Annotated in this window: 11 protein-coding genes; 4 read left to right on the top strand and 7 right to left on the bottom strand. The window is 63.5% G+C overall.

Translation table 11 applies throughout. The annotated features are described in order from the left end of the window. Nucleotides 1-56: 56 nt before the first annotated feature. Both EB235_RS10530 and EB235_RS10525 read right to left on the bottom strand, forming a co-directional pair. The gene (locus EB235_RS10530; RefSeq protein WP_027031037.1) at nucleotides 57-638 is read right to left on the bottom strand and encodes an invasion associated locus B family protein; all 582 of its coding nucleotides are present in this window, start codon (nucleotides 636-638) and stop codon (nucleotides 57-59) included. Between the two features lie 35 nt (nucleotides 639-673). After that, entirely contained in the window at nucleotides 674-9,034 is an 8,361-nt protein-coding gene (locus tag EB235_RS10525) for an autotransporter outer membrane beta-barrel domain-containing protein (protein ID WP_280945045.1), read from the bottom strand. A 544-nt stretch (nucleotides 9,035-9,578) separates the two neighbouring features. Between EB235_RS10525 and EB235_RS10520 the strand changes: the two genes are divergently transcribed. Both EB235_RS10520 and EB235_RS10515 read left to right on the top strand, forming a co-directional pair. Further along, nucleotides 9,579-9,947, top strand: coding sequence for a hypothetical protein (locus EB235_RS10520; RefSeq protein ID WP_245268834.1), 369 nt, complete (start codon nucleotides 9,579-9,581; stop codon nucleotides 9,945-9,947). Between the two features lie 123 nt (nucleotides 9,948-10,070). Further along, nucleotides 10,071-10,547, top strand: a complete 477-nt coding sequence (locus EB235_RS10515) for an NUDIX hydrolase (protein WP_027031040.1) — start codon at nucleotides 10,071-10,073, stop codon at nucleotides 10,545-10,547. Between the two features lie 9 nt (nucleotides 10,548-10,556). Here EB235_RS10515 and EB235_RS10510 read toward each other — a convergent pair whose 3' ends face one another. From EB235_RS10510 to EB235_RS10490, 5 genes are all read right to left on the bottom strand, one after another. Beyond that, a complete protein-coding gene (locus tag EB235_RS10510; protein ID WP_027031041.1) occupies nucleotides 10,557-11,408 on the bottom strand; it encodes a citryl-CoA lyase in 852 nt (283 codons plus the stop codon). Beyond that, on the bottom strand, nucleotides 11,405-12,589 hold the full coding sequence (locus EB235_RS10505) for a CaiB/BaiF CoA transferase family protein (protein ID WP_027031042.1): 1,185 nt from the start codon (nucleotides 12,587-12,589) through the stop codon (nucleotides 11,405-11,407). Before EB235_RS10505 ends, EB235_RS10510 begins: the two co-directional genes overlap by 4 nt. A gap of 15 nt (nucleotides 12,590-12,604) precedes the next feature. After that, the gene (locus tag EB235_RS10500; protein ID WP_027031043.1) at nucleotides 12,605-14,128 is read right to left on the bottom strand and encodes a tripartite tricarboxylate transporter permease; all 1,524 of its coding nucleotides are present in this window, start codon (nucleotides 14,126-14,128) and stop codon (nucleotides 12,605-12,607) included. 5 nt (nucleotides 14,129-14,133) lie between these two features. Further along, nucleotides 14,134-14,670 (bottom strand): tripartite tricarboxylate transporter TctB family protein, encoded by a 537-nt coding sequence (locus EB235_RS10495; protein WP_027031044.1) that lies wholly within the window; start codon nucleotides 14,668-14,670, stop codon nucleotides 14,134-14,136. Nucleotides 14,671-14,802: 132 nt separating this feature from the next. Beyond that, a complete protein-coding gene (locus EB235_RS10490) occupies nucleotides 14,803-15,780 on the bottom strand; it encodes a Bug family tripartite tricarboxylate transporter substrate binding protein (protein WP_027031045.1) in 978 nt (325 codons plus the stop codon). Between the two features lie 184 nt (nucleotides 15,781-15,964). On the opposite strand from EB235_RS10490, the gene EB235_RS10485 reads away from it, so the two are divergent. Together EB235_RS10485 and EB235_RS10480 are read left to right on the top strand one after the other, a co-directional pair. Continuing rightward, nucleotides 15,965-16,732 (top strand): IclR family transcriptional regulator, encoded by a 768-nt coding sequence (locus EB235_RS10485; RefSeq protein WP_027031046.1) that lies wholly within the window; start codon nucleotides 15,965-15,967, stop codon nucleotides 16,730-16,732. A 270-nt stretch (nucleotides 16,733-17,002) separates the two neighbouring features. Next, nucleotides 17,003-19,495 (top strand): EAL domain-containing protein, encoded by a 2,493-nt coding sequence (locus tag EB235_RS10480; RefSeq protein ID WP_032925559.1) that lies wholly within the window; start codon nucleotides 17,003-17,005, stop codon nucleotides 19,493-19,495. The last annotated feature ends 1 nt before the right edge of the window (nucleotide 19,496 follow it).

Here is a 19,496-nt window from a genome sequence, read left to right as displayed (position 1 = left end):
GGTGTTGGCGGAAGCGTCTGCCGTCAACACCCTGTTGCTTACAGTGGTCTAAGCCGTCAGTTGGCCAGGAGTTCCGCTGTGCGGGCGAGCGCCCCGCTAAAACCATTGAGCGGAATGGAAAAGCTCACCGCTTGCCCCGTATCCGCCGCGAAGGCGTCGATCTTCAGCGTGGTGCCTGCCTTGAGCAGTGGCGTGACATTGCCATCGAAAGCCACCGGCACCAGGCAGCCGACGACCTGGCAGGTGTTGAACGGCAGGCTGCCATCCAGTTTCTGGTCATCGATGGTCAGGTTGACGCCCTTGGCCAAGGCCAGGCCGAACGGCAGCGCAAGGGTTCCGGTCGCATCGTCACCGGTCTTGCTCGACAACTCGATCGCCAGCAGGCGCTGGTTGTTTTGCTTGTTGAACTGCTGGTGCGACAGGCTGCAGACCTTAGTCGTGCCCGATATCTGGCAATTGACCGTCCAGTCGCCATGGGTTTCGGACAAGGCCGATGCGCCGCCGGGCAGTTGCGGAACATCCGCTGCCGCAGGCGGCGTTGCCGCCACCTTGTCGCCCTTGGTCTGGGCGGCAAGAGCTGGCAGACCGACAATAGCGGCAACACCCAGCATCGCTGCAAAATACGCGTATTTCCTCATCAAGACCCCTCCCGCCCGGCTCCGTCTCGAGCCAGCTAGAAACTGACCTTGAGAGACGCGCTGACTGCGTTCTGTTTTACCGTTTCACCGAAGGCGCCATTATATCTGACCGACAGGCCGACGCCATTGACGCCATTCAGCTCGATGCCAGCGCCGACCCGATAGAGCGGCGAATCGACAGCTTCCGTCAAGTGCAATGCGGGATTGCCGGGCAGATTCTCCGCCGCAGCGAAGCGGCCTTCGATTTCCCACTCCTTGTTGGAAAACTCCGCCCCGGCCTTGCCGTAGATGCGCACACTGGCAAGGTCGCTGATCGGAATGTCGGCGCCGATCTCGAGCGCCGGCGTTGCGGAATAGTAGGTATTGGCCGAGCCGTCGAAGTTGAAGGCTGCGACTGAGCCCTCCTCCGTGCCTGAGACACGCAACCATCGCGCGTCGAATTGCACGGTCGGCTGCACATAGAACGCACCCATCTCCTGGGTGAAGCCGAGCCGTGCCGAACCGCCGAACATGGCTGTCTTCTGTGTGTAGGTGACGCTGCTGCCGATGCCAGGCAGCTCTTCTTCCGGCAGGTAGGTCCCGTCTAAAGTTTCACCGGGAATGAAGAACGCAGGATCGATATGGGTATCGCGTTCGCCCTTGAACGAACCGGTGCCGCCACCGACTGCAAAGTCCACGAAGTAATTCTTGTTGGTGTATTTGGCCAGCGCGTAGGCCTGCCAGGCCTCACCGGTGGTCTCCGACAGCAGGTCTCCATTAAAGCCAATCTTGGAATCGAACTCGGTGCGGCCGATGGTGGCACCCAGCGACCAGTTCTGGCCAATCTCGCCAATGCCGCCAAGCGACATTGTTTTTTCGGTATCATCGCGGCTGGTGGTTCCCGCACCCGCGTCACGGCTGTATTCGCCCTGCGGGGTTATCGTTGCCCAGATGCAGCGCCCATCTTGATTCTTGGAGGCCGGACCGGTGCACTCGCGCGCTGTATCCAGCATGGTTTCGGCTTCGCGATTGATCATGTCGAACGTATGCACGGCATAGTGCGGCGTCAGCCGGGTCAACGCGGCACCAATCTCTGCCTCGCTCGGCAGGAAGCGCAACAGATTGATCAAACGCGCCATCGGATTGTCGGGGCTCGACGACGCCTCGACGTCGTCGAGATACTGCGCCATCTGGTACACGCCCGGATCGTTGACGCCGGCTTGCGGATCTTGCGCGAGTTGGAGGAAAGTCTGGTTGTCGGTGGTCAGCACCAGATCGGTGCCGTTTTCGACCTTGAACACGAAATTGAAGCCTGCCGCCGGATGCAAGGTCGTCGCTGTTATGCCGGAGTCGGTCATCGCCGAGCCGTTAGCAACCACATACGTCGTGAACAGCTTGTCAATCGAAAGGAAGTTCAGCGGCGCTTCGCCGTTGAAGTTGCCCGCGCCGGTAAGCGCCACAGCATCGGTGATCTGGTTGTTGAGGTCGACGTCGGTAACGAAACTGCCGGTACTGTCCTGTTTGAATCCGCCGCCGACATTGACCGTCGCAACCACACCAATGCCCTGGTTGGTGTAGAGTCCGTCATTGGTGAACAGCCCACCGCCGAGATCGATGGTCTTCAGACCGACCATCGAGGCATCGGCGAAGTTATGGAAGCTGTTGTTGCCGCCGCCGAGATCGATATTGCCGATGACGCGGCCAAGTGTGCCGCCCAGCGGCGAATTGTCGACATGGTCATCACCAGAGGTGCCGGTGATGGCGAATGGACTGAAATCATCCAGCAGCGACTCCAGGATCGCGTTCGTCGGCACCACCGGATCCGGACCCGGCGCCACAAGTAAGGCTTTCAACGCTTGGAACTGAGAAGCCTGGACCTCGAATGTCGGCGTTGCCCCCATGGCGTAGAGCAGGCTGTGGTTGGTCAGCGTGTTATCGGCGCCGCCAACCAGCATCGCGGCCACGCCGGTACCGGCGCCGCCGATCGTGTATTGGCCATTCAGGTTTATGGCGATGTTGCCCTTCACGCCGCTGGCCGTGCTTTCGCCATAAGCAGCCACGGAATCCGCGCCTTGGGCAAACAGGCTGTCCTGCGCCGTCAGTGTGACCGTATTGGAATTGCCTTGACCAGTAGCGCTCTGGCCGAACATTGCGTAGCTCTCATCGCCGTGGATCACTATCAAGCTGTTTGCCGTTGCCGAAGCGGCGTTGGCGTCGCCTACGCCGCCCGCTGAGCCGGCGCCCTTGTTCAGGCCGCCAGCGATACCGCCGCCACCTCCCACCGCCTGCGCGACTATGCCATGCGAGCGCAGACCGAATGTTTCGATCTCCCCGGTCTGGATAACGGTCACGGTGCCACTGACGCCCTTTGAACCGTCCAGCATCTCCAGGGTCAATCCATCAGGGCCGTCGCCATCGTCACTGGTCGCGAACCGGCCAAAGCTGGTGCCGCCTATGCCGCCGCCGCCGCCTACGGATTGTGCGATAATGGCCACCGAGTCCGTGCCTTCGGTAACGATCGTGCCGGTGCGTTCGACATAAACATTGCCGCCGTTACCGCCCGCGCCACCGAGCCCGCCGACGCCGAGGGATACCTGAGCCTTGCCGGAGGCATCGGCGCCAAAGCCGCCGCCGCCCCCAACGGATTGTGCAACCACGCCATGTGCAAGGGCGCCGGTGGTGTGGATGTCACCCGCGACCAGCACTTCCACATTCCCGCCATTGCCGCCGAAACCGCCGTTCACGCCGACCTGAAGCGAGTAGGAACCGTCACCCGCGGACGCGTTGGTCATCGAGCCGCCAAAGCCGCCACCACCGCCGACCGACTGTGCGAAGATGCCAAAGGCGCCGGCGCCGGAAGTATTGATGGTGCCTGCGTTGTGATGGACATAGACGTCGCCGCCGTCAGCCCCCGCGCCAACCACCTTGTTGGGGCCGATCGTATCGGCAAGCGCCAACTGAATGCCGATGGCGGTCTTGCCGTCCGAAGCCTGCGTCAACGAACTGGACGCGCCGCCACCACCACCGATCGATTGGGCGAAGATGCCGTGCGACATGACGCCGAGCGTGGTGATATCGCCGTAATTCGTAACACGGACAGTGCCACCGTTGGCACCGCCCGCACCGGTTCCGCCAAGCTGCAAGGTCACTGTCGTATCGCCGCCCTTGGCCTGGCTGTTGCCCGCGCCGGCCGATCCGCCGCCGCCGCCTACGGATTGCGCGAAAATACCATCCGCATTGTCACCGGCGGTCGTTATGACGCCCGTTGCATTGTTGGTGACCGTTACATCGCCACCCTTGCCACCCTTGCCGCCCTTGCCGCTGAGTGTTGCTGCGATTTGATAATCAGCCGCCTCGCTGGTCGTTCCTGCCGCTCCGCCACTGCCACCACCGCCACCGATGGACTGCGCCTGGATGCCATGCGAACCGTGGCCGGTGCGTGCGAGCGTCGTGGGGTCTAGTGTTCCGGTGGTGATGACGCCGGAATTTTCAACGATGACGTTGCCGCCCATGCCACCGCCGTCGGCAAAGCCGCCGACAACCAGATTTACCGTCAGGGTTGCGCCGGAGCCATGACTCTCGCCACCACCGCCAGCGCCGCCGCTGCCGCCGATCGATTGCGCGAAGATGCCGACGGACCGATTACCAAGTGTGCGGATTTCACCGGTGGCTGTGTTGGTGACGTGGACAAGACCACCTATGCCCGCCGCGCCACCAAGTCCACCCACGGAACCGCCAATCGCATAATCGGCTTTTACGCCCGACGATGCCGCGCCGCCGATGCCGCCGCCGCCGCCGACGGAACTTGCGGTTACGCCGTTCGATTCATCGAGGTCCGTGTGGATGTTGGCGGAGTTGCTGACCTGTATTTCGCCACCATTGCCGGCGTCGCCACCCGCCAATCCGATGCCCGCGCCAACCGAAACCGTCGCGCTGCCGCCATATTTGCCTTGGCTGCCCGCCGTTGCGGCACCGGCGACGCCACCGCCGCCGCCCACCGACTGCGCGACGATGCCGGCCGATCCATACCCGTGCGTATGGATATTGCCGGAATTGTCCACAATGACCTTCATGCCGCTGCTGCCGCTGTCCAGCCCGAGCGCGTAGGTGGCCCATTCAGCCTGGTTGGTGACGCCGTCGTGATCGCGATCTCCGGTGGCGTCGCCGCCGCCCCCGCCGATTGCGAGATTGGCATCGATCGTGGTGCCCTCGCTGTCGCCGAGATTAAGCGCCTTTGCGTCAGCCGAGCCACCGGCGCCGCCGCCGCCGCCGATCGACTGCGCCAGGATACCATTGGAGAAATCGCCCGCGGTGTCGAGTATGCCGGAGTTTGTGACGGTGACAGCGCCGCCATTGTTTCCATCGCCGCCCTGGCCGCCGATCGCCACATTGGCGTTGACGTTCACGTTCGAGCCGGTGCTGACCGATGCCGTCGTGCCGCTGGCCGAACCGCCGGAGCCGCCGCCACCGCCGATCGACTGGGCAAGGATAGCGTTGCTGGTATTGCCGCTCGTGTTGATCTTACCGGCATTGGTGACAATGACCGTTCCGCCTATGTTGCCGGAGCCGCCCCAACCGCCGACCGTTACGGTAGCGTTGACGGTGACGGTGCCACCGAGACCTCCGGCACCAGCCATGGAGTCGCCACCATTGCCGCCGCCACCGCCGATAGACTGGGCGAGAATGCCATTCGAATTGTTGCCCGTGGTTACGATCGTACTGGTCGGATCATTGAGACCGTATTTCACTGTTACAGTGTTGCCGCTGCCACCGCCGCCGCCCTTGCCACCAATAGAGGCGCCCAGATTGATGCTGACCGTGGGGCTGAAGCTGCCGGAATAGGTGCGGCTGCGGCCACCATCGCCGCCGCGACCGCCTACAGATTGTGCTAATATGCCGCCGCCATTGTCGGGATTGTTGCTTCCCAAAACATCGGGATTAGCCACCGAGGCAATGTGACCGTTGCCGGTGACCTCCACCGTTCCGCCGCTACCGCCGGCAGCACCCGCTCCGCCGACGGACACCGAAAGTGCGCCTGCCGGATAGGGGTAGATGTTTGCCGCCGCAGACAGGGAGAAGGCGTCACCGCCGCTGCCACCATTGCCGCCGACCGACTGCGCGAAGATGCCCTTGGAACCGCCGCCATAGACAGATATGTCCCCGGTGTGGTTAACGATGACGTCACCACCGACGCCGCCGCCGCCGCCGCCGCCGCCGATCGACACGGAAATGGCCGCCAGACCAACGGCCACGGAGTTCGAGGCGCCGCCATTGCCGCCGCCGCCGCCCACCGATTGCGCCAGGATGCCATGCGAAAGGCCGCCATAAGTCTTGATGAGATTGGCGGTGTTCTCGACATCCACCAACTTCCCGTCGCCGCCCTTCCCGCCGCCACCGCCAACCGAAACGGCTGCCGTCGTGCCGACGGCATAGCTGAAGCCGCCATCGCCACCGCCGCCGCCGACCGACTGGGCGAAAAGGCCCATTGATCCGTACTGAAGGGTGGTAATGTTGTTGGTGTTTGTTGCGCGAACCTCGCCGCCGCTGCCGCCGCCATCCCCGCTGCCGGCGACGGATACAGCCGGCCCGAGACCGGCTGCGATCGAGAACCCGCCCGAACCGCCGCCGCCGCCCACGGACTGAACCAGGAAGCCATGCGAGAAGATACCATCCGTCTTCAACTCCGCGCCATTCGTCGCGGTCACGTTCATTCCGATGCCACCGACGCTTCCATTGCCACCGACGCCGACATTGACGCCCAGACCGGCCGAGATCGTCGAGCCGCCGGCACCGCCGCCGCCGCCGATGGATTGCGCGACGAAGGCATGGGAATATTCGCCCGAAGTCGAGATGAGGCCGCCGCGAACCGTGGCTACCACCTCGCCACCGTTGCCGCCGCCGGCGCCTTTTCCGCCGATGCCGACAGAAACGGCCAGGGACCCTGCAAGCGTGAAGCCGCCGCTTCCGCCGCCGCCGCCAACCGACTGAGCAAGAACGCCTATCGAGCGATCGCCGGTGGTGGTGACTGTGGCTGTGCCGATGTCGACATCTACACGTTTGCCATCGCTGCCTTTGCTGGAGCCGCCGCCGATGCCGACGGCAACCCCTGCCGAGATGTTGACCGAGAAGCCGCCATTACCGCCACCGCCGCCGACCGACTGAGCGATAAGGCCGGCTGAATCGTTGCCACCGGTGGTGATCGTCGTGGTGTCGGATGTGTATTTGACCGTGTTGGTGGCACCACCCACGCCGCCATCGCCGCCAATGCCAACCGAAACCGCAAAGCTGCCCGTGAACACACCACCGCCATTGCCGCCGCCACCACCGACCGACTGCACGATAATGCCCGCCGACCGGTCAAGCGATGTATCGACCGTGCCGTTGAAAGTGGCATCCACGGCTTTCGAGTCGCCGCCGCCGGCCCCGCTGCCGCCCACTGCCACGGCTGCGACAGCGCCTACTGCTCCCGAAAAGCCGCCATTGCCGCCGCCGCCGCCAATCGATTGCACGACCAGTCCGGTCGAATCGAACCCGTGGGTCGTGATGTTCTGAAGGCCGCCATCCACCGTGCGGAAAGATACCTCGCCCGCATCGCCACCCTTGCTTCCCGTGCCGCCGACCCCAACCGTCGCAAGAAGGCTGGCGCCTATGGTGAATCCACCGTTGCCGCCGCCACCGCCGATTGATTGCGCGATGATGCCGATGGACCGGTCTTGCTTCGTCTCCACGATGCCGCCCGTGGTCATGTCGACCTTGTTGGCGCCGCCGCCGGCGGCGCCGCTGCCGCCCACGCCGATTGTTGCGAGAGTGGCAGCGCCTATCGCGAACCCGCCATTGCCGCCGCCACCGCCGATCGACTGTGCGATGATGCCGGCGGAATCGGTGCCGTCGGTCGTCACATTCACGTTGGCGATGTTGTAGTTGACCTGTTGGCCGGCACCGGCCGCGCCGCCACTTCCTCCGATACCAACCGACACGAAGACGCCGGCGCTTATGCTGCCGCCGCCATTGCCTCCGCCACCGCCCACGGACTGCGCAAGAATGCCGACTGCTGAACTGCCATGAGTGTGTACAGTAGCCCCGGATCCGGCCTGATTGACATTGACGATACCGCCATCGCCGCCCGTACCGCCACCGCCGCCGATGGAAACAGCGATGTTGGCCCCCGCGGAAACAGCAAATCCGCCATTGCCGCCGCCGCCGCCGACTGATTGTGCCAGCACGCCGGTTGCCCCGTCGCCGCGGCCGTCATCGCCGGTGGTGATGGTGCCACCGACATTGGCATTGACCGTACCGCCGGTACCCCCGCCCCCCGCCCTGCCGCCTAACGCGACGACACCAACGGCGCCGCCGCCATCGCCACCGCCGCCGCCCACCGATTCGACAAGCATGCCGATTGCGCCGGTGCCGTTGGTGGTTATCGTGCCATCATTTGTGCCGGTGGCGGTGTTGCCATTGTTGCCGGCGGCCCCGGCGCCGCCGCCACCGAAAAGACCGAATGCACCGCCGCCGTCGCCGCCGCCGCCGCCGATAGACTGCACGACCATACCGCTAGCGAAATCACCTCTGGTGATGATGCTGCCGGTGCTGGTATTGGTACCGTCGACGGTTCCGCCGTTGGTCGCAGCTCCGCCATTACCGCCATTGGATATGATGCCTGGACCGCCCCTGCCGTTGCCTCCGGTCCCACCGGCCGAACGAACCAGCATACCGTAGGAGAACATTCCACCTGTATCGACCGATCCCGCATTGTTGGCCGAAGCGGCGCCGCCCGAATTCCCGTTGCCACCGTTTCCGCCGGCGCCGATGACGGTCACATCGAAATCGCCGCCCTGACCGCCATTGCCACCGCTTGCATCCGAATAGATACCGTATGACCGATTGCCGGTAGTAACGATTGTGCTGGTGGATGAGGCTTTAGCGCTGGCGGTGCCACCGGCCCCGCCACTGCCGGCATCACCGGACTCGGCGGTCGCTGCCGCATCGGCTGATCCGCCATCGCCGCCATTACCGCCTTTGGCGGTCGCGGCGACACCGAAGTGATTGTCCCCATTGGTCGAAAGATGGGCGTTATTGGTAATGTCGACGGTCCCGCCATGACCGCCATTCCCGCCCTCACCGCCATTGGTATGCAAGGGAGTACCGATGCTGCCTTCGCCGCCATTGCCGCCCTTGCCGCCATTGGCGGTACCAACATAGCCGGAAGCTCCGACATTGAGTTGATCCGCGTTGTTGGTGTCGACAATGGCATGGCCGTCGTCACCATTGTCGCCATCGACATCGTAGCCGCCGCCACGATCGGGCGCCGCCGCGCCATTTTGATCGATCACAACCTGAGCGTGGACTATTCCGGTCGAAAGCGAGGAAAGCCCTACCAGCGCCGTCGCGCCAAGCAACAATGCGAGGCGTTTGGGCAAAATGGCGAAACGCCGGTTCGCACGGCCCGCGCACTCCTTGGGCGAAGCCGCTTCCCGATTTTCGGAACTTCCCAAGGCAAGCGCATTGCCTGGTTCATGGCGGGTTGACCCGCTGGTCAGAGAACGCGCAACAGCACGCATTGACAACAAAGCCATGCACTTACCCCCGCTGTCGGCGCTTCCCCTTATCCCGAGAGGCTGGCGCCGAAGTCACCCGTGTACGCACTGAAAATGCTGTTCTCTGAAACTGTCTTCATGCATCAACACAAGAAAATCCGCACTCCCGCTTGTGCAGTCCTGGCTAATTTAGAATACATTAAATTTTACCAGATGGAATCGAAAGTTACGTTTAGCCCATGCCCGAACGCGCGACGTCAGCCGTTTGGTGGAGACCGCCCTCAATTCAGGACACTGACCGACACATTTGACGATTCATAGTCGTCATATGACGACAATGCTTCGACCGTACGTCCGGCATGCGATGGTTGATGGCTTGATTTCCGGCGCCAACGCATCAATTCCATTCCGCTGGAGCCATGAAATCATGGCAGCGCCGGACAAACGCCCTATATTGCTGAAGGGTTCTGTTTCGTACGGGAATGAACGGATGTCGTCGCTTCGCCTCTCAACGGTTTTCGCATCGGCAGTATTGGCCACGGCGGCTCTGGCGTGCCTGGCTTCGCCCGCCTCCGCGCAGATAACCATCCCCTCGACCAACGGCAGGGTTCAGGTTCAGCAGAACGATCTGCAGACCTTGCAGAACCGGGTGCAGCGGCAGCAATTTCAGCAGCAGCAACAGCAGTATCGTGCCCAGGACCGCGTGATCGTCCAGCAGCCGCCGGTCGTGCCGCAGGTCAGGCCAAGCTGCCAGACGCAGATAATCGGCAGCACCGCCGTGAGCACCTGCCACTGACAGGCGAGCACTCTTTTATTTAGCCGACTTACATGGTAGGCGCCTTCGGGTGTCGTTGCGGCAGTTTTGCCTTGCAACGGTGCCAGATCACGTTATGGGCATTTGAGCGACTGGGTTTAACCGATGGCAGCCACCAGGAAAAAGGCCGTGCGCAAGGCCAAGAAGGGCGAGCGGATCCGCCAGGTCGCGGCCATCCCCTTTCGGCGGAACGCGCTTGGTGACATCGAGGTGATGCTGGTCACATCCAGGACGACGCAGCGCTTCATCGTCCCCAAGGGGTGGCCGATGAAGGGCAAGAGCGGCCGCAAGGCAGCCACCATCGAGGCGATGGAAGAAGCCGGCGTGCTCGGCAAAACGTTGAAGGACCCGGCGGGCACCTATTCCTACTGGAAACGGCTGGCCAACAACTTCATTCGTGTCGACGTCATCGTCTATCTGCTGGAGGTGACCGAGGAACTGGCCAAATGGCAGGAAGCCAAGCGGCGGCAGCGGGCCTGGCTGACGCCGGCCGACGCGGCGATGCTAATCGACGAACCTGACCTCTCGACGCTGGTGGCGACCTTGACGATCCCCCGGCCAGCACCGATCGGCCCCGCCTGAGGCAGGATCTCACCCGCCCTTGTCACCATCTTCGGGAAAAGGCCGCAGCGGCGTGCCGGTATAGGCCCACAGCCATTCGCGTGGCAGCGGCCCCTTGTTGCGCTCGCTCTGTTGCGACTGTTCCCAGGCATGCGCCAGGATGCCGACCGACCGCGACAGCACGAAAAGCCCGCGTGTCAGCGGCGGTGGAAAGCCGAGCTCGCCATAGATGACGGCGGTGGCGCCATCGATGTTGAGCGGAATCTTTTTGCCCTTGCGCCGCGCCACATCAGCCTCGACGGCCTCGGCGATGTCGGCAAAGCGTCCACCGACAACGCCCCGCGCGGCAAAATCGCGGGTCAGTTGCAGCAGGCGCGGGGCGCGCGGATCGATCGGGTGGAAGCGATGGCCCAGACCCGGCACATAGCCCTTATCCTCGGCGAAGAACCGGTCGAGCCGCACCGAGACCGCCTCGTCCAGTGCCGCCCCGCCGTCGATCGACACGGCGACATCGCCATAGAACGACAGTGCCTGTTCGCCGGCGCCGCCATGCACGTCGCCCAGCACGTTGATGGCCGAAGCCATGGCGCTGTTGATGCCGACGCCGCATGTCGCCGCCATGCGGGCAATGGCGATCGACGGCGCCTGCGGGCCGTGGTCGACAGCCGCACCCAGCGCAATGCCGAGCAATGCCGCCTGTTCCTCGCTGGGCAATTCGCCACGCAGCATCAGCCAGATCATGGCTGGGAAGTTGACGCGGCCGATCAGGTCCTGGATCTCATAGCCGCGCAGCCTGATGACGCCGGGGCTCATCTCGATGATGGCGGTCTGCCACCATTCCTCGCCGCGCTCACGGCCTGACGTCTCATCCGAGCCGCTCATGCCCGTGCCTTTGCCCTGGCGCGTGGCGGCAGATGGGCGAAAACCTCGTCCATATGCTCGCCCAGTGCCGGTGGCGGTTTCGTCGGCAAGGGTGCCGCGCCATCGACCATGAAGCCGCCGCGCAGCACGGTCAGCGGCGTGTCCATCCCGGCCACATCGTCAAAATTGGCGGTTACCTGGCGTTCGAGCACTTGCGGCTCGGCCAGCACTTGCGGGATCGTCAGCACCCGGCCGGCGGGGACGCCGGCACCGTTGAAGATTTCCTCCCAGGCCGCCGCCGGAGCACCCGCCAAGGCCTCCTCGATCTCGACTTTGAGCGCCGCTCGGTTGCGCTTGCGTGTCTCGCGCTCGGCAAAGCGCGCGTCCAACGCCAGCTGCGGCCTACCGATCAGCCGGCACAGCGCCACGAACTGCTCCTGCTTGTTGGCGGCGATGTTGAGCAGTCCGTCGCCGGTGTGGAAGGCGCCGGAAGGTGCCGCGGTCATGTTTTCATTGCCCATCGGCTTGGGATCGACCCCTGCCGTCAGATAGTTCGACACCGGCCAGCCAAGCGCCGAAAGCGTGCATTCGAGCATCGAGACATCGAGGAAGGCGCCCTCGCCAGAAATCTTCTGCCTGACCAGCGCCGATGCGATCGCGAACGCACCGACCAGCCCGCCAAGCGTATCGGCAACGGGATAGCCGACACGCAGCGGCGCGGTTTCTGGCGTGCCGGTGATGCTCATGATACCGGAAAGCCCCTGGATGATCTGGTCATAGGCGGGATTGCCGCGCATCGGCCCGGTCTGGCCGAAACCCGAGATCGCGCAATAGACGAGGCCGGGACGGACCGCCTGCAGCGCCTCATGGCCAAGGCCAAGCCGATCCATGACGCCCGGGCGGAAATTCTCCACCAGCGCATCGGCGCTGGCGACCAGGTCGAGGAAGCGTTCGCGATCCGCTTCTTTCTTGAGATCGAGCACCACCGATCGTTTGCCGGCATTCTGCGCCAGGAACGAGGCGCCCATGCCGGCTTTGTTGAGCTTTGGCGAGCCGCCAAGCTGGCGTGCCAGATCGCCGCCTTGCGGTCCTTCGACCTTGATAACGTCGGCCCCAAGCAACGCTAGCTGGTAGGCACAATAAGGCCCGGCGAGCACATTCGTCAGGTCGAGGACTCGGATACCGGAAAGCAGGTCTGTCATATCTTTTCAGACCGCTCAGGCATCGCCCGGCACATGCTCCGGGCCGCTCCGACGGCGATGCTCGATGAAGGCCCATATATGCGGCCCGGCGAGGCCGATGAAAGCGAGCGTCAGCAGCGTCAGCGACAGCTTGTGCGTATAAAACACCGACCAATCGCCGTTCGAGATCGTCATTGCCCGGCGGAACTGGGTTTCGGCGAGCGGCCCCAGGATCATGCCGATGATGACAGGCGCGGTCGGGAAGTCGAAACGCCGCATCAGGAAGCCTGCCGCGCCGAGCAGATAGAGGATGACAAGGTCGATAGGCGACTGCGAGATGCCATAGGTGCCGACGGTCGCGAACACCAGGATGCCGGCATAGAGCTGTGGCGCCGGGATCTTCAACAGCCGCACCCACAGCCCGATCAACGGCAAATTGAGGATGACGAGGATGACGTTGGCGATGAACAGGCTGGCAATCAGGCCCCAGACCAGGTCCGCCTGCGTCGTCAGAAGCAGCGGCCCGGGATTGATGCCGTAGCTCTGGAAGGCCGATAGCATGATCGCCGCCGTCGCCGAGGTCGGCAGGCCGAGCGTCAGCATCGGCACCAGCACGCCGGCGGCGGACGCGTTGTTGGCGGCCTCGGGACCAGCAACGCCCTCGATGGCGCCGACCGTGCCGAACTCCTCCTTGTGCTTCGATAATTTCTTCTCAATGGCATAGGACAGGAAGGTCGGGATTTCGGCGCCGCCGGCCGGCATGGCGCCGATCGGAAAGCCGATCGCTGCACCGCGCAGCCAGGCCTTCCATGAGCGGCCCCACTCGGCCGCGGTCATGTAGAGCGAGCCTTTCAGCGGCACGATCTCGTCCTTCCCGGCATAGCGGCGCGAGGCCATGTAGAGCGTCTCGCCGACGGCGAACAGGCCGACAGCGGCGATGATGACGTCGACGCCGTCGAGCAGTTCTGATGTGCCGAAGGTGAAGCGCGGCTGGCCTGTCTGCAGGTCGACGCCGATCATGCCGATGACGAAGCCGGCAAACAGGCTGGTCAGTCCTCGCACCGAGGACGAGCCGAGCACGGCCGAAACGGTGATGAAGGCGAGCACCATCAGCGAGAAATACTCGGCCGGGCCGAAGGCCAGCGCGAACTTGACCACCACCGGCGCCAGGAAGGCAACGCCGAGCGTGCCGAGCGTGCCGGCGACGAACGAGCCGATCGCCGAGGTCGCCAGGGCCGCCCCGCCACGCCCGGACCGCGCCATCTTGTTGCCTTCCAGCGCGGTAACGATAGTAGCGCTCTCACCGGGCGTGTTGAGCAGGATCGATGTCGTCGAGCCGCCATACATGGCGCCGTAATAGATGCCGGCGAACAGGATGAAGGACGCTTCCGGCGCCACCTGGTAGGTGATTGGCAAAAGCAGCGCGATGGTCAGCGCCGGCCCGAGGCCGGGCAGCACGCCGATGGCGGTGCCGAGCGTGGTGCCGAGCAGGCACCACATCAGGTTCATCGGCGTGAAGGCGACTGAAAATCCGTGTGCGAGATGGCCAAGCGTGTCCATGGGCATCAGCCTCCCAACGCGCCGATGATCGCATCGATCACCGCGTTCAGCTGGTTCTCGATGAAGCCGTCACCAATGTTGACGCCGAGCGCCCTGGCGAAACCGAAATACGCGGCCAGCGCCAGGATGAGACCGGTAAGCGCATCGCGCAGCGTACGCTTGCTGCCAAAGCCATAGCAGACGAGAACGAACATGATGACCGACGACGCCGTGAAGCCGAGCGTCCGGATGAGCAGCAGGTTGGCGACCAGGCCGATGACGACGAAGCCCATCGCCTTCCAATCGGTCGGCGTTTCCTTTTCCTCTTCCGGCTGCCAGCCGCCGCGAAGCGCGGCGAGGATAAGCAGCAGGGAGAGCACCACCAGGCCGGCCATGGTGAGATAGGGAAAGACAGTCGGGCCGACCTTGGAATAGAGTGGCGACACCGGGATCGCCAGCGTCTGCCAGGCAACGGCGCCAGCACAGGCCAGAAGGCCGATGCCAACAAGCAATTCCGGCACGGCAAGACGCGATGGCGCCGCCGGCTGGTTGATGGTGCTCATGGATGTCCTCCCAAGATAGCCGGCATCCTGCTGCCGGCTTCACGTACCTTCACTCGTTGACTGACCGCACTCCCCTGCGATCGGCTGGAACTGAAAAATGAGGGACGGCTCGCGCCGTCCCCCTGGGGAAAATCAGGCGAGGCCAAGATCCTTGAGAATGGCTTCGATGCGCGCCGAGTCCTCGGCGACGAATTTCGCATAGTCGTCACCGGTAAGCAGGATGGACGTCCAGTTGCGGTTCTTGCACTCGCTCGCCCAGGCATCGCTCTTGGCCATGGTTTCGACCAGCGTGATCATCGCCGCCTTGTCGGCGTCGGACACGCCCGGAGGCGCGAAGACGCCGCGCCAGTTGAACAGTTCGACATCGATGCCGGCTTCCTTCAGCGTCGGCGCGTCGATGCCGTCCTGGCGCTTGTCGGCCGAGATGGCAAGCAGCCTGAGCGCACCCGCCTTGACCTGTTCGGAGAACTCGCCAAAGCCGGAGATGCCGGCCGCGACCTGGTTGCCGAGCAGCGCCGACAAGGCCTCGCCGCCGCCGGCGAACGGCACGTAGGAAAGGCTGGGAGCCGGAACGCCGACCGTCTTGGCGATCAGGCCGAACAATATGTGGTCGGAGCCACCGGCAGAGCCGCCGGCGACGGGAACCTTCGTCGGATCCTCTTTAAGCGCCGCGACGAAATCGGCGGCGGTCTTGAACGGCGATTCCGCCGGCACCACCAGAGCCTCGAACTCGCCGGTTAGGCGGGCGATCGGCGTGACCTGCGTCAGATTGTTGGCGGCCTTGTTGGCGATGATGGCGCCCACCATGACCATGCCGGCAACCATCAGCGAATTGCCCTTGCCGTTCCACTGGCTGATGAACTGCGGCAGCCCGACCGTGCCGCCGGCGCCGGCGACATTGGTGATCTGCGAGCCGGAGATCAGCTTCTCGCCGCGCAGCACCTGATCCATAGTGCGTCCCGTCTGGTCCCAGCCGCCGCCCGGTGCCGCCGGTACGAAAATCTGGATCTGCGGTGCGCCTTCGGCGAAAGCGGAAGTGTAATGAAGTCCTGCAAGGCCGGCAGCGCCTGCCGCCGCAGTGCTCATCAAAAATCTGCGTCTGTTCAGCATGGGATTCCTCCAGATCACGACACCTCCTCCGGTGCCTGCCAAACGCGCCTGTGTTCACAGACCCGTGATCGACTTCAAGCAGATGTTACCGAGTTCTGTCAACGGGAACGATATTCTGCTGGACAGAACGATCTAGCGGCGCGACAGAGTTGCCCGCCTGGGTTTCTCCGGATTGGGAACTGCAATGGACTTGCCACACAGATCGACTGATGCGGAAAGCCGGCGCGCATCCGCCGACGGTGTTGCAGCACTTGATCGGGCGATTGCCATCCTCGATGCCTTCACCACGGCCGACCGGTCGCTCAGCCTGGCCGAAATCGCGGCACGCACCGGCCTCTACAAAAGCACGATCCTACGGCTGTCGAATTCGCTGCTGCGCGGGCAACTGCTCGAGCGGCTGGACGACGGGCGCTACCGGGTCGGGCCTGCCGCCTTCCGGCTCGGCGCGCTTTATCAACGTTCCGTCGTGGCGATCGATATCCTGTTGCCGATCATGCGCGATCTTTCCGAGCGCAGCTGGGAGAGTGTTGCCTTCTATGTTCGTTCGGGCGACGTCCGCACCTGCCTTTATCGTGTCGAATCCAAGCATCCGATCCGCTACACGATACGCGAGGGCGACGTATTGCCTTTGCTGGTCGGCTCGGGCGGACGCGTGCTCGCAGCGTTTTCCGGCCAGCCGGGCGAACCCTACGAGACCATTCGCAGGACCTGCAACTGCCTCGCCGTCGGTGACCGCGACCCCGAAACGGCAGGCGTCTCGGCGCCGGTATTCGGGCCGGGACGCGTGCTGCTTGGCGCCTTGACGCTGGCTGGTCCGAGCTCGCGCGTCGACACTGCCTTCCTTCAGAGCATGAAACGTCCGCTGCTCGAGGCGGCGGCTCGCGCCACGCGAGCCTTCGGCGAAGACGCTTCGATGCTTGAGCAAGCAAGTTTTGCGACCGAGATGCTTTAATGCTGATCGGTTCGCCGATTGGCTCGATACGTTTTTGAATACAATCTTATTCAACTCAAAACAGTCACATGACGCGGCGTAATATTCGACCGCTCCGAGTAATAATCAACCTTATAAATGTTTGAAGTCTTTATTCGCTGTTAAGCCCAACCGTGATACCCGGATTGCTGTCGCCGGATGAGCGACATGAGGGAAGAACAGCGTCTTAAACCGACGGATGTAACAGTCGGACAGACGCGCTGACAGGATCATGGCCCGTCCGTGAATTCGATGAAGCTGTCATCGAGGAACGCCAGCCCCCGTCTTCTCGGGCTCGTCTGGCCGTTCATCGCCGTCGTCCTCATCCAGGCGCTGGTCGCCAGCCTCAGCCTCTACACCCTGTCGGCGGTTCGCGCCTATGTCGGCGGCGAAAGCCAATGGTCCAAGGGCCAAAAGCACGCCATCTACTTCCTCAGCCTCTATGCGGACAACGGCAATGAAGAATTCTTCGGCGAGTATCGTGCAGCGATCGCCGTTCCGCTGGCCGACCGCTCGGCCCGTCTGGCGCTCGAGCAGCCCGTTCCCGATATAGAGGCGGCGCGGGCCGGCTTTCTGCAGGGCAGAAACCATCCAGACGACGTTGCCGGGATGATCTGGCTGTTCCAGAATTTCCGCAGCTTCATCTATCTCGACACAGCTATCCGCCACTGGACCGCCGCCGACACGATGATCCTCGCAATCCAGCAGCTCGGCGACGCGATGCACGCGACGTTGAGCAAGGGACAGGCGTCACCGGCTGAGATCAACGCCTGGAAGACGGATATCCATCAGCTGGATCGTCAGATCAGCCCTCTTTCCAAGGCCTTCTCGGACAGTCTTGGCGAGGGATCACGCTTCATCCGCGTGCTGCTCACCTTTGCCAATCTCGTCACCGCCGCCTTGCTGATCCTGCTTGCCGTGTGGCGCACACGCAAGCTTCTGGCGCAGCGCCAGGCCTTCCAGCTGGCGCTCAATACCGAGCGCGAGCGCGCCCAGATAACCTTGGCTTCGATCGGCCAGGCCGTCATCAGCACCGGGGCTGACGGACGGCTGGACTATATGAATGCGGTCGCCGAGAAATTGCTGGCATGCCCGTTCAGCGGTGCCAAGGGCAAACCGATCGCTTGGTTGTTCCGGCTGGTGGACAAAGACACCAGCGTTGAAGAACCCCGACTGATTGAATGCCTGCTGGCCGGCGAACCGCGCCGTTCCAGCGCCCGGCCGCAATTGCTGCAGCGGCCGGACGGCTCTGTTGTTCCCGTCGCGCTGACCGGCGCACCGCTGCTCGTTTCCGGTGAAGTCGTCGGCGCGGTGCTCGCCTTCCACGACATGACGCGCGAAGAGGACTATATCGAGCGGCTTTCGTGGCAGGCGTCGCATGACGCATTGACCGGGCTCGCCAACCGGCGCGATTTCGAAAGCCGGCTGGAAAGGACGATCGTCGAATTGCAGAGCCAGCCCCGGCAGCACGCCTTGATGTATCTCGATCTCGACCAGTTCAAGCTGGTCAACGATACCTGCGGCCATGCCGCTGGCGACCAGTTGCTGCGCCAGATCTCCGCGCTGCTGACCCACGAATTGCGGCCGGGCGACGTGCTGGCCAGGCTGGGCGGCGACGAATTCGGTGTGCTGCTGGTGGACAGCGACTGCGAAACCGCCGCCGACACCGCTGAACGGCTGCGCACGGCCGTGCAGGACATGCATTTCGCCTGGGATGGCAGACCCTTCAACACCAGCGTCAGCATCGGCATGGTGCAGATCGCCGATGCGCAAGTGACCATCGAGGAAGCGCTGCGGGCCGCCGATGTCGCCTGCTACATGGCCAAGGAAAAGGGCCGCAACCGCGTCCAGATCCACAGCGACGGTGACATGGCCTTGCGTGAGCGCTTCGGCGAGATGGCCTGGGTGCAGCGCCTGCACGCCGCATTGGAGCAAAATCGTTTCAGGCTTCATGCCCAGGAAATCTGGCCGCTCAACGACGACGCAGCCGAGGCCGGAGCGCATATCGAGATTCTGTTGCGGCTGACCGACGAAGACGGCAGCTTCGTCACCCCGCAGAGCTTCATTCCCGCGGCCGAGCGTTACGGCCTGATGCCGTCGATCGACCGCTGGGTGGTGCGCAACACCTTCCGCATCCTGGCCGCACGGCAAGCCGATCCGCGCATGCCGCCGATCACGACATGCGCCATCAATCTTTCCGGCGCGACTTTCGGCGACGAGACCTTTCTCGGCTTCCTGCGCGAGCAGTTCCTCGTCCATGGCATTTCGCCTGCCATGATCTGCCTGGAGATCACCGAAACCAGCGCCATCGCCAATCTCACCAACGCCATGCGTTTCATTGCCGATCTGCGCGGGCTGGGCTGCCGTTTCGCACTCGACGATTTTGGCTCCGGCATGTCATCCTTCGCCTATCTCAAGCACCTGCCGGTCGACTACCTCAAGATCGACGGCAGCTTCGTCAAGGACATGGTGGAGGATCGCATCGACCGCGCCATGGTCGAGATGATCCACCACATCGGCAAGGTCATGGGCAAGCGCACCATCGCCGAGTTCGTCGAAAGCGACGGCATCATCGCCGCCCTGAAGACGATCGGCGTTGACTATGCCCAGGGTTATGGGATCGCCAGACCGAAGCCTTTCGATGCTTCGACGGTGCTGCTCGGCCCGAGCGTTAAATCGGCGGCCAAGGACACCACCGATCCATGGGGCGATCTGGCACGAACGCTGCGCCGCAAGGCCAGCTGAA

Source organism: Mesorhizobium loti R88b, assembly GCF_013170845.1.
GTDB lineage: Bacteria > Pseudomonadota > Alphaproteobacteria > Rhizobiales > Rhizobiaceae > Mesorhizobium > Mesorhizobium loti_B.
This window is presented reverse-complemented; position numbering and strand designations above follow the sequence as displayed.

What these genes read in the sequence shown, in the direction of transcription:
- EB235_RS10480 (WP_032925559.1), top strand. Translation starts at nt 17,003, where the DNA reads ATGAAGCTGTCATCGAGGAACGCCAGCCCCCGTCTTCTCGGGCTCGTC.
- EB235_RS10490 (WP_027031045.1), bottom strand. Translation starts at nt 15,780, where the DNA reads ATGCTGAACAGACGCAGATTTTTGATGAGCACTGCGGCGGCAGGCGCT.
- EB235_RS10520 (WP_245268834.1), top strand. Translation starts at nt 9,579, where the DNA reads ATGGCAGCGCCGGACAAACGCCCTATATTGCTGAAGGGTTCTGTTTCG.
- EB235_RS10500 (WP_027031043.1), bottom strand. Translation starts at nt 14,128, where the DNA reads ATGGACACGCTTGGCCATCTCGCACACGGATTTTCAGTCGCCTTCACG.
- EB235_RS10485 (WP_027031046.1), top strand. Translation starts at nt 15,965, where the DNA reads ATGGACTTGCCACACAGATCGACTGATGCGGAAAGCCGGCGCGCATCC.
- EB235_RS10505 (WP_027031042.1), bottom strand. Translation starts at nt 12,589, where the DNA reads ATGACAGACCTGCTTTCCGGTATCCGAGTCCTCGACCTGACGAATGTG.
- EB235_RS10495 (WP_027031044.1), bottom strand. Translation starts at nt 14,670, where the DNA reads ATGAGCACCATCAACCAGCCGGCGGCGCCATCGCGTCTTGCCGTGCCG.
- EB235_RS10515 (WP_027031040.1), top strand. Translation starts at nt 10,071, where the DNA reads ATGGCAGCCACCAGGAAAAAGGCCGTGCGCAAGGCCAAGAAGGGCGAG.
- EB235_RS10510 (WP_027031041.1), bottom strand. Translation starts at nt 11,408, where the DNA reads ATGAGCGGCTCGGATGAGACGTCAGGCCGTGAGCGCGGCGAGGAATGG.
- EB235_RS10530 (WP_027031037.1), bottom strand. Translation starts at nt 638, where the DNA reads ATGAGGAAATACGCGTATTTTGCAGCGATGCTGGGTGTTGCCGCTATT.